This is a genomic window from Vibrio sp. 10N.261.51.A4, from assembly GCF_041471945.1.
GTDB lineage: Bacteria > Pseudomonadota > Gammaproteobacteria > Enterobacterales > Vibrionaceae > Vibrio > Vibrio crassostreae_C.
Map to the genome: position 1 here is coordinate 1 of NZ_JBFRPJ010000117.1, position 11,099 is coordinate 11,099.

At 43.0% G+C, this 11,099-nt stretch carries 12 protein-coding genes; 1 reads left to right on the top strand and 11 read right to left on the bottom strand.

The window, feature by feature from the left end; all coding sequences use genetic code 11:
• Positions 1-220: 220 nt before the first annotated feature.
• From AB4384_RS22240 to dusA, 7 genes are all read right to left on the bottom strand, one after another.
• On the bottom strand, positions 221-997 hold the full coding sequence (locus AB4384_RS22240) for a phosphoadenylyl-sulfate reductase (protein ID WP_017059954.1): 777 nt from the start codon (positions 995-997) through the stop codon (positions 221-223).
• Entirely contained in the window at positions 990-2,717 is a 1,728-nt protein-coding gene (gene cysI / locus AB4384_RS22245) for an assimilatory sulfite reductase (NADPH) hemoprotein subunit (RefSeq protein WP_048612693.1), read from the bottom strand. Before cysI ends, AB4384_RS22240 begins: the two co-directional genes overlap by 8 nt.
• On the bottom strand, positions 2,717-4,582 hold the full coding sequence (locus AB4384_RS22250) for an assimilatory sulfite reductase (NADPH) flavoprotein subunit (RefSeq protein WP_102394623.1): 1,866 nt from the start codon (positions 4,580-4,582) through the stop codon (positions 2,717-2,719). Before AB4384_RS22250 ends, cysI begins: the two co-directional genes overlap by 1 nt.
• A 123-nt stretch (positions 4,583-4,705) precedes the next feature.
• A complete protein-coding gene (locus AB4384_RS22255) occupies positions 4,706-4,936 on the bottom strand; it encodes a hypothetical protein (protein ID WP_004735813.1) in 231 nt (76 codons plus the stop codon).
• 201 nt (positions 4,937-5,137) lie between these two features.
• Positions 5,138-5,803 carry a TIGR04219 family outer membrane beta-barrel protein gene (locus AB4384_RS22260; RefSeq protein ID WP_017063187.1) on the bottom strand — a complete coding sequence of 222 codons (666 nt, stop codon included), beginning with the start codon at positions 5,801-5,803 and terminating at the stop codon, positions 5,138-5,140.
• 135 nt (positions 5,804-5,938) lie between these two features.
• A complete protein-coding gene (gene pspG, locus AB4384_RS22265) occupies positions 5,939-6,160 on the bottom strand; it encodes an envelope stress response protein PspG (RefSeq protein ID WP_017059950.1) in 222 nt (73 codons plus the stop codon).
• 206 nt (positions 6,161-6,366) lie between these two features.
• A complete protein-coding gene (dusA, locus tag AB4384_RS22270; RefSeq protein WP_372130135.1) occupies positions 6,367-7,371 on the bottom strand; it encodes a tRNA dihydrouridine(20/20a) synthase DusA in 1,005 nt (334 codons plus the stop codon).
• A 104-nt stretch (positions 7,372-7,475) separates the two neighbouring features.
• Between dusA and AB4384_RS22275 the strand changes: the two genes are divergently transcribed.
• Complete coding sequence (locus AB4384_RS22275; RefSeq protein WP_102319780.1) at positions 7,476-8,546, top strand: site-specific integrase; 1,071 nt, start codon at positions 7,476-7,478, stop codon at positions 8,544-8,546.
• Positions 8,547-8,560: 14 nt separating this feature from the next.
• Here AB4384_RS22275 and AB4384_RS22280 read toward each other — a convergent pair whose 3' ends face one another.
• The 4 genes from AB4384_RS22280 to AB4384_RS22295 all read right to left on the bottom strand — a co-directional run bounded on the left by AB4384_RS22280 (position 8,561) and on the right by AB4384_RS22295 (position 10,946).
• Positions 8,561-9,493: a hypothetical protein gene (locus AB4384_RS22280; RefSeq protein ID WP_133151354.1), complete on the bottom strand. Its 933-nt coding sequence runs from the start codon at positions 9,491-9,493 to the stop codon at positions 8,561-8,563.
• A gap of 272 nt (positions 9,494-9,765) precedes the next feature.
• Entirely contained in the window at positions 9,766-9,984 is a 219-nt protein-coding gene (locus AB4384_RS22285; protein WP_102319778.1) for a hypothetical protein, read from the bottom strand.
• A 36-nt stretch (positions 9,985-10,020) separates the two neighbouring features.
• Positions 10,021-10,449: a M15 family metallopeptidase gene (locus tag AB4384_RS22290; RefSeq protein WP_102319777.1), complete on the bottom strand. Its 429-nt coding sequence runs from the start codon at positions 10,447-10,449 to the stop codon at positions 10,021-10,023.
• A gap of 71 nt (positions 10,450-10,520) precedes the next feature.
• Positions 10,521-10,946, bottom strand: a complete 426-nt coding sequence (locus tag AB4384_RS22295; RefSeq protein ID WP_102319776.1) for a hypothetical protein — start codon at positions 10,944-10,946, stop codon at positions 10,521-10,523.
• Between the last annotated feature and the right edge of the window lie 153 nt (positions 10,947-11,099).

Consider the following 11,099-nt stretch of genomic DNA (forward strand, 5'->3'; position numbering starts at 1 on the left):
GAGGCGGCATTATAGAGATGTTCATCACATTGGCAAGTGTTTATTAAAGAAAGATGCAAAAATAACGATTACATGGCGAATAAACACTCAAAGCCTTATTTGTGCAAGTTTAACTACAGAGTACTTACAAAATAACCACAGACTTATCCACAATTGATCTAATTTTCATCCTAGAAAAAAAAAAAGCTGCCTCATGGCAGCTTTTTAAATGGCAACGAGTCTAAATCCCAGAACCATATTGCTCTCCATCATCTTCATGGAGACCACATTCGCGTTTCAACCCATTAAAACGAGTTTCCTCTTCAGTCATACCCGGTTCCCACTTCTTAGTTGTATGTGTATCTCCAACAGAAAGGTAACCCTGCTCTCGAAGCGGGTGATAACCGAGACCATGCTCTTCTAGGTAATAGTGAACATCTTTATTCGTCCAATCGATTACCGGCAAAAATTTAAACACACCATTTTGGATAGATAAGATTGGCAAATTTGCACGCGATTGAGATTGCTCTCTTCTTAAACCGGAAAACCATGTCCCAGCCTCGAGCTCATCCAACGCTCTTCTCATCGGTTCAACTTTATTAAGCTTGTTGTACTTCTCTATCCCTTCTATACCTTGATCCCAAAGTTTTCCATATTGCGCTTCTTGCCAATTAGGGCTCTGTTGGGCGCGAAAGACTTGAAGGTTTAGAGTCAACTTCTGACTTAACTCATCAATAAAGCGATAGGTCTCCGGAAATAGATACCCTGTGTCAGTCAAAATAACCGGAATATCTGGTTTTGCTTGGGTCACTAGGTGCAACATCAATGCTGCTTGGATTCCGAAACTAGAAGACACAACATGTGTCCCTTCTAAATTATCTAAAGCCCACTTAACTCTTTCTAATGCGGTTAGCTGCTCTAACTCTGCGTTGATTTGTCCAAGACGAAGTATTTGCTCCGTCTTAGTCAATGCGAGTAGCTCTGCTAACTTCAGTTTTGAAGCGACAGAATTATGCATGCAGATCCCTCTTTGAAATTATCACCTCTTCGATGATGCCAGCTCGGATTGTAAAATCACCGAACCCTTCATTGTCGTTACGTTCCGTAGCCCAACGTCCCACCAGCGCATCAATCTCTTCTAAGATCTGAGCTGATGTGATGTTCTCTTTATACATCTTAGGGATACGAGTTCCGGCCTTGTTGCCACCTAGGTGCATGTTGTAACGCCCCGGAGCCTTACCCACTAAACCAAGTTCAGCCAACATTGCACGACCACAACCGTTTGGACAACCTGTGATTCGAAGGATGATGTTATCTTCTTCTGGTAATCCATGTTTTTTCAGAATGTCTTCAACATCCGTTACAAACTCAGGAAGAAAGCGCTCAGCTTCTGCCATTGCTAAAGGACATGTTGGGAAAGCCACACACGCCATTGAGTTTTTACGTTGCTCTGAAACAGCATCATCCATCAAGCCATATTGACGCGCCAGTTTTTCAATCTTGGCCTTTTGACTCGTCGACACACCCGCAACAATTAGGTTTTGGTTTGCAGTCATGCGGAAGTCACCTTTGTGGATCTTCGCTATTTCAGCAACACCTGTTTTCAGAGCTTTACCCGGAAAATCAAGTAAACGACCATTCTCGATAAATAACGCCAAGTGGTGCTTACCATCAATGCCTTCCGCCCAACCAATGCGATCACCACGGCCAGTAAACTCATAAGGACGGCTTTCAGAAAATTCTACGCCTGCACGCTTTTCTACTTCTGCTTTGAATACATCAATACCAACACGGTCTAGTGTGTATTTGGTTTTTGCATTCTTACGGTTTGAACGGTTACCCCAGTCACGCTGAGTCGTTACCACCGCCGCTGCTACATCTAACGTTTTATCTAATGGCACAAAACCAAAGTCGTCAGCTTTACGTGCATAAGTAGAGGTATCACCATGTGTCATAGCAAGACCGCCACCGACTAACACATTAAAGCCCACCAGCTTTCCGTCTTCAGCAATAGCAACAAAGTTAAGATCGTTAGCATGGACGTCCACATCATTTTGCGGAGGAATGACAACCGTCGTCTTGAACTTACGCGGTAGGTAGTTGCTACCAAGGATAGGTTCTTCATCCGTTGTTTCTAGTTTTTCACCATCTAACCAGATTTCTGCATAAGCACGAGTCTTCGGTAATAGATGTTCACTGATCTTTTTCGCCCACTCGTAAGCTTCTTGATGAAGTTCAGATTCAACCGGGTTTGTCGTACATAGAACATTTCGGTTTACATCACCCGCTGTCGCAATTGAATCAATGCCAATGCTATTTAGCGTTTGGTGCATCAACTTAATGTTCGGCTTCAAGACACCGTGGAACTGAAACGTTTGACGAGTTGTTAGACGAATTGAACCGTAAGAGGTACTTTCGTCTGCGAACTTATCAATCGCCAACCACTGCTTAGGGGTAATGATGCCACCAGGCATACGAGCACGAAGCATGACGTTATGTAACGGTTCGAGCTTTTGTTTGGTACGTTCGTTACGAATATCACGGTCGTCTTGTTGATACATACCGTGGAAACGAATCAACTGAAAGTTATCAGCAGTAAAGCCACCTGTTATGCGGTCTTGGAGATCTTGTTCAATCGTACCGCGTAGGTTATTACTTTCACGCTTAAGACGCTCATTGTCAGCCAAAGGTCCAAGTACTTGACCTAGCACTTCTTGCTCTATTACTTGCTTGCTCATTAGTACACATCCCTTTGGTAACGTTTCGCTTTACGTAAATCATTAATATATTGTTCAGCTTGCTCGCGGCTCTGGTTGCCATGCTTTTCCGCTATCGAAACTAACGCTTCATGAACATCTTTAGCCATTCGAGTCGCATCGCCACAGACATAGAGGTACGCGCCCTCTTGCAGCCATTGCCACACCTGCTCTGCTTGTTCGATTAAACGGTCCTGAACATAAACCTTTTCTTTTTGGTCACGGCTAAAGGCAACATCGAGCTTAGTTAGCGCGCCAGACTTGAGGTACTTTTGCCATTCAACTTGGTATAAGAAATCTTGAGTAAAGGTACGGTCACCAAAGAACAACCAGCTTTTTCCTTCAGCATCATTGTTTTCACGCTCTTGAACAAAACTGCGGAACGGTGCGATACCGGTACCCGGGCCGACCATGATGATTGGTGTATTGTCGTCTTGTGGTAATTTGAAGTTATTGTTGTTCTCAACAAACACCTTCACTTCACCACCCTCTTCAAGACGTTGAGCTAAGAAGCTAGAAGCTCCGCCTAAACGAGACTCTTCGCCTTTTTGGTATTCAACCAAACCAACCGTCAAGTGAACTTCTTCATCTACTTCTGCTTGGCTTGATGCAATAGAATAGAGACGCGGTGTCAGCTTACGTAACAGGCCAATTAACTCATCAGCCGATAGCTTAGTTTTCTTCTCAGCTAAAACATCGACAACTTGAGTATTACCCGCGTATTCACGAAGCTTGTCTTTATCTTCCACCAGCTTGATTAACTTCTTGCTGCCCGATAACTCAGCAAACTTAGTCACAAGTTGAGGGTTTGAAGTGGTAATCTCAAATTTACTCACTAGCGCACTATGGATAGATAGATTCTCACCATCGACATCGACACTTTCGATACCCGATAACCCAACCTTAGAAAGAATCTGATTTGCGAGTTCTGAACTGTTTTCATACCATACGCCTAGCGCATCGCCGGGTTGGTAGGTAATGCCCGACTCATCAAGATCAATCTCGATATGACGAACATCTTTACCCGAGTCACGACCCGTGATCTTTTGACTGGTTAATAGTGTCGCTGTATATGGATTTTGTTTGGTGTATTGCGAATGACCGGCGGCCGCTTGACCGACTGGTAATTGAACCACATCGGCTTCAGTGCCTGTCGATAGCGTCTCTTTTACTTGCTCTAATGCTTTAGCGCGCCATTCCGTTGCTGATTCTTCGTAATCAACATCACAATCAAGACGGTCGACAAACGATTTCGCACCAAGCTTAGCGAGGAAGTTATCGAAGTCTTTAGCCGTTTGGCAGAAGAACTCATAGCTTGAGTCACCTAAACCAATCACACCGTATTGTAGGTTTGATAATTTTGGCGCTTTCTTCGATTGAAGGAATTCATGCAACTCAATCGCGTTATCAGGGGCTTCGCCCTCACCATTGGTTGAAGCGACGAAAATGACGTGTGTCTCTTTGGCTAAGTTCTTACCTTTATAATCACTCGCATCGAAAAGCTCGACGGCGATACCTAAGGCTTTTGCTTCTGCCTCTAGCGATTCAGCGACGCCTTTAGCATTACCGGTTTGAGAAGCGAAGATAATGCTGAGCTTACCCGCTGGCTTAGCCGCTACTGCAGCGGCCGCTTGAGCGATTGGCGCAGCAGCACCGACAGGCTGAGCTTGGCTCACTCCCCAAAGGTAACCACTGACCCATGCCAGTTGCTGTGAAGACAGTTCAGAAACAGTTTGCTGAAGATGACCCAATTGTTGGTCATTAAGTGGTGCTGCTAGCCCAGGTAACTCATTAGCCCCAGACTGTGCATTATTGTTTTGTGAAGACTCTTTCTTATTTAAAGACATGGTCACGACATCCCTAATCATTGCGTGACGATAGATTAACCACTCCTTTTAATAACAAGAAAGAATAGAAAAGTATGTTTTATAACTTTTTGGAAGTAAAAACCGATTGAAACGTAAATTGACTTACTGGTTTTCAATGCGTACTTGCTGAAAGCCAACCGCCATTGCCGACTTAGATGCTAGGTCTAAATCCGCGTAATGACACTCTTCGCCATGAACATCAGTAAGCAGAACAAAGCCACCGCCCATATGACGAAACTCCACAACCCAAGACCCTTCTTGAATTGAGGGCTCTATAATGGCTTCAACTAACAGGTTTTCTCTATATAAATTTCGTAATTCATTGAGTGTCATATTCCATCCCTTGCTTTGACCTCACTACATAGACCTTATAAGAATAGACGCAAATTAGCTCTCTGTATTAAGGATGGTCGAAAGTGATGAATGTGCTAACTAATTCCAGAAAGATATATACTCAAGTAACCAATAGATATAAAAAACGCCACTTAATAAAGTGGCGTTCTTAAAATTCGCTCTAAATTTGCTTTATATGGCCTAGAAGCGCACTTCAGCACCAGCAAACCAGCCATCGACCATAACAAAGCTCTTACCTAGTTCTGAGCTAAAGAACTCATCCGAATCTAAATCGATAACACGGTAACCACCACGCAGGGCAATTTCAGATTCTGATACAGGGATTCGGTACTGAACACCCGCCATCAAGTCAGTGCTCTTAATACCACTGCTATCACCGAACTCCATCGTACCAATGATATCGAAGTTGGTGTCCGGCACATTGATCTCTGCGTTACCGTAGAAGCTCCAAGTAAATTCATCAAAGGTTGCTTGAGTACTCGTTTTAGGCTCAATGTAGTTAGAGTTTGAGTACTGAGTGAACGTCACACCTGCATCAAAGTTCATCAACTTGTGATCTAACAATGTGTAATAGAAGGTGTAGTCGTACTTATCGAAGGCCAATGAATCCGCATCGACAGAAGTATAGCGAAAACTAGCGTTTGGTAGCATCGGGGCATTATGCTCAAATGCGAAATACAACGAAGGTGAGTTAGAATCGTCATCTTGTCTAACTTCGTTTAGCTTTGTACTTCCCCACCACATATCGGCACCGACTTTAGCCGTGTAAGAAAACTCTTCTTCAGCAGACACTGCTGAACTTAAAGATAGCATTCCCACTAAAGCAATTAATGGCATTTTATTCATTTGAGATAGCTCCAATTCCATATCGTAGTGCTAATTGTATGCACATTCATAGATTATTGGGGAAAATTCTACCACACATCTTAAATTCTAAAACGATAAACCGCTGACGAGTAAAGATTTGACGGCACGATGACCTTAGTAACGTCTCTGGTTAGAACTGTGTACAAAATTTTTGAAAAACCACACACCGATTGCAATCACGATCAACCAAGGCAGTAACTTAAACACGACGCCCATCATACCTAAGACCAACATGACTAATAACGCCACTCCGGTTGCAGCCAATACCGTCATAAACGTAATACCAGTGACAAGTAGAGTCGCAACGAAAATAAGAACAAATATTAATTCAAACATAATGGTCTCCCTAATGAGTTAATGACCTATCTTTCCTACTTTCTAACATTGCAGCTTCCATACCAAGTATGCCAACCCTATAAAATCCTTATTTATCAGATAAATAAAAAGCCACACATCTTCATGCGTGGCTTTTCGGAAATTTATAGTGGTAAATTTAACCTCTAGTGGCGAATTTAACCTTAAGTTTTTAACTTAGAGGGAGCTTAAACATTTAGCTCTTTAGGGATCTTAGCCAATGCTGTTTGCATCACTTCAATACCTGCACCTTTCTTATGTGCGTTTTCACTGATGTAGCGACGCCATTGTCTTGCACCAGGCATGCTTTGAAACAAACCAAGCATGTGACGAGAGATATGTCCTAAGCTTGCGCCATTTGAAAGTTCACGTTCGATGTACGGGTACATTTCTTCAACCACTTGTGAGCGCTTCTTGATTGGCGTGTCTAAACCAAAGATCTGCTGATCGACTTCAGCCAAGATAAATGGGCTATGGTAAGCCTCACGACCAATCATCACGCCATCAAGGTGTTGTAAGTGCTCCTTAGTTTGCTCAAGAGTCGTAATGCCACCATTCACGGCAATCACCAGATCAGAGAAATCTTTCTTGATTTGGTATGCACGATCGTAATCTAGCGGTGGGATCTCACGGTTCTCTTTCGGGCTAAGGCCACTCAACCACGCTTTACGCGCGTGAATAGTAAATTGCTCACAGCCACCTTTTTCAGAAACCGTCGAAACAAACTTAGTTAGAAACTCATAAGAGTCTTGGTCATCGATACCGATACGCGTTTTCACGGTAATTGGAATATCAGTGACTTCTTTCATCGCTGAAACACAATCTGCCACCAACTCGGGCTCAGCCATCAAGCATGCACCAAATCGACCATTCTGAACTCGGTCTGAAGGGCAACCTACGTTAAGATTCACTTCATCATAACCGCGTTCACCAGCAAGCTTGGTACAAGCAGCAAGATCAACCGGGTTTGAACCACCGAGTTGAAGTGCAAGAGGATGTTCTTGCTCGTTATATTCTAGGAAGTCGCCCTTACCATGTAAGATCGCGCCCGTTGTTACCATTTCCGTGTACAGAAGAGTCTGCTGAGAAAGCAAACGGTGAAAGTAACGACAGTGGCGGTCAGTCCAATCGAGCATGGGTGCAACAGAAAGTCGGTTACTAGCGTATTTACTGGTTTTATTAGTGTTTGTCATGATTCAGCCTCAATTAATACTGTGCAAACATACAGTTAATTACCTAGAATTAAACGGAATTACTTCCTGTAGTACCCCTCAAGTACCCCTTTAGGAGTTGGACAATGGCAAGTTATACCATCGAGACCAGAAAGCTAAAAAGCGGTGAACCAAGGTTCAAGGTAACAATCATCGTTAAAAAGAATTCGCGCATTATACACAGGGAAAGCAAAACTCTAAAAAAGAAAGCACTCGCTAAAGCTTTCGGTAAAAAAAGGGTAGCTGAACTAGAAGCTCAAGGGGTACTCAATCAGCCAAAAACAGTCCCCCTTTCGGTACTCCTCGATATGTTCATGGCAGAGCGTGACCTTTGGGACAATACAGGCCGCACCAAACGTTATGTGATTAAGATGCTTAGAGATTGTGATATCGCCAAAGTTGATAGTAATCAGCTACGGACTAGCGACTTAATCGAGCACTGTAAAAATAGAAGAGGCGCAGGAGCCAAACCCGCAACGGTCTATCACGATGTTGCTTACCTCCGTTCTGTAATGAAAAAGTCTAAGCCTGTCTTCAACGTCGACACCAATCACCAGATATTTGATGAAGCCGTACCCGTCCTGATTGATATGGGATTAGTCGGCAAGAGTCAGAAACGAACACGTCGCCCAACGTCTGAAGAACTAAAACTCTTAAAGCTTGGATTAGAACAACGTGAATCTTTCCGGCCAAACGGCACAACTCGAATCCCATTCACCGACATTCTTGAGTTCAGCATTCTTACTTGTATGCGAATAGGTGAAGTCTGCAAGCTGCGTTGGGAAGATCTCAACCAAGAACATAAAACGGTACTGGTTAGAGATAGAAAAGACCCGAGGAAGAAAGAAGGTAATCACATGATAGTACCGCTGCTTGGCGAGTCATTTGCGATCGCACTAAAACAACCGAACAAGGGTGAGCTTATTTTTCCCTACAACTCGCGAAGTGTTAGCGCAGGCTTTCAAAGAGTGAGAAACGAGTTAGGTATTGAGGATTTGAGGTATCACGACCTACGAAGAGAGGGAGCAAGTCGACTATTTGAAAAGGGCTACTCAATTGAAGAAGTAGCTCAAGTAACAGGTCACCGAAACTTGAATATTTTGTGGCAAGTTTATACGCAGCTGTTTCCGCATAAGTTACATAACAAGGCTCAGTAATGAGCCTTTACTACCTACCCAGCTCTCATTTTATTCAGTTTTGAGTAAAAGGCCCTACCTTCTTCAGTGATGCTGTACTTACCAATATCGTTAGGTTTGTGAACCAAATTATGAAGTATCAACTGAACCATTGCAGAATCGAACAAATCACTCTTCAATCCAAAAGCTCCTTTATGCCGATCTTCTAAATACAAACCCTCTAAAATCCTTTTGTACCGATTTTTTGTATATTCATCCGCTTCAAAATAGAAACTAACATCACCACCTTCCTCTTTATTTTCATTAACTTCAGTACTTTCGTTCTCAAGGATTGGTTCAGGTGAATGACCAGTATTGAGCTCTAATACATTGTCATCATTTTCTAGTTCTTCTACTTTTTTCTCCAAATTCCGAATTGTATTGAAGAGCTCTTGTTGAGAATCATCTGCATCATCTCTTTCACTTAGCTTGTCTTTCAATGCATTATCAATCTGTCCTTGAAGCTCTTCCACTTCCATACGGTGCTTTACAATTAACTCTCGATTTTCCAACCGTAGTTGCTCATTCAGCAGCATTATTTTTTCTTTATCTTCAGCATCGATCAGTTCAGATTTTTGAAGCGTTTTCTTTTTGTTGTTCAGATCTATTTGTTTATTGTAACTATGCTCAAACACTTTATGAGCAAACCAAGGGAACATATAAATATAGAAAATAGTTGTCAATACAGGCAATACGTATACACACATCCAATAATTTGTGAGCCACGAAAAACCATCGGCTGAAAAGAACGGTTGAGAATAAAAATAATCTATCTCCCATACTTTCACCGCATAGCTAGTATTAGAAAAGAACAGCATTAATATTTTAAAGTTCCACAGAGTTAACGACACTGCTAATGAACCAAGCAATGGACTTGCAGTCCTATCATATAAGTAAGCTTTAATAGAAGTGTAAATATCTGAGACCAATGTTCTATCCAACCATGAGCAATTAATGGAGTAACCTCTCAAAACCATACAGATAATCCGTAGGTTAATGAATCGAAAGATTTGCATTCATTGCTATGAATCAAAAAAGCCCTACTAATTAGGGCTTCTACTTTCAAGTCGCGTCAAACGTTCATCCATTTTCTCCATCATCAAACGCAACCACTTAACATCAGTTTTGAGTGTAATACCTACACCAACCCCGCTCGATAACGCACTAACAACGGCGACTATTAGTGTTTGATACTCTGCCATTACTTGAACTCATTGCGTAGGGTTTCCCATAGGCCAAATACTATTGGAGCACTTGCGCCAATAATACCACCGAATTGAACACCATCTGCCGATACGCTTGCGGTGATAAGCTCAGGGTGACCAGCTACCAAAGCCGCTCCCACGCCAAGTAACGCTAAACCCTTTTTAGTGGATGGTTGGTCAAGGTCGATTCCGATTTTTTCTAGTAAGCTTTTCATAGTAATTTGCTCTTCCTTAAATACTTGATGGTGTAACTATGAGTAATGGGCTCTATCGAGTTCGATATGAGGACCATCTTTAAAGCTGACCCAATCACCGCCCCATACAATCGGAATACCTAACTCATCCGCTGCCTGTTTGAATGCCCAACTCACTTGTTCGTAATAACTAAAACCCCAAGTCACTTTGCCGTTTTCGTCGTACACAACAAAATCAACTGCGCAGCCCGATTGGTGACGGCTTTTTTTACTGTATCCGTCTAACTGGCTTGCTCCTTGTTTGAATAGAGCGTTCTGTTCCTCTGCGGTGCGCTTACCTGACGTAATGCCAAAATCAAACGGGGTTAGCTCAATAGCGCGGCGAACGACTCGCTTTAAATCACCGCGTACACCCATCATTTTGGCTTCACTTCTGGCTGACAGCGCAAAGCGGCTCACAGCTTTGTTAATGGTTTCCTTGTTCATTAAATACACTCCTAGAAAAATAGAACCGGTTAACAGTAGGCCTAATGCTTTTATGCTCATGGCTCAAAGCCCTAAAGGAAAAGGAGTTGAATGTTCAACTCTTCGCTTAGGGAGCCTCTAACGATCGAGTACACGTTAGGGTCTGTCGTCATGGCGGTATAGAGTGAGCCTTGAATAGACAGCACAAAGTCGCAGCTGATCCCATTAACCCACATCACAACCGTTCGACCATTGAGAGAAACATCACCAGAGAAAGAGAGTCTAACCACACCGCTCAATGCCGTGAGTCGCACGCACTCGTAGCCCTCTATGGTGACGGTCGGTGTTAAATTCCCGAACGCACCACTTTGATACCCAATGGCACTACCATTAAGGCCTCCTGTAAGCACAAAGAGCTGCGCATCATCTTCTAGAGTTTTTCGATAACCGCGATACGCCATGGCATTGGACACTTTAAAAAAGCCGCTTTCGCTGTTTGGCGTTGGTGGGAGGCTCATCGTGATGCTTTCAGCTTGTCGCCGGCTTTGTTTCCTAATTGGATCTCAGATAGAAACGGCCAGTATGGGTGATTATTAGGCTATTTCTATCGTTTTAGGCATACCTAACCCTGTGAGCTTATTCAACGCTTTAATCATGGCGTAGGTTTCACC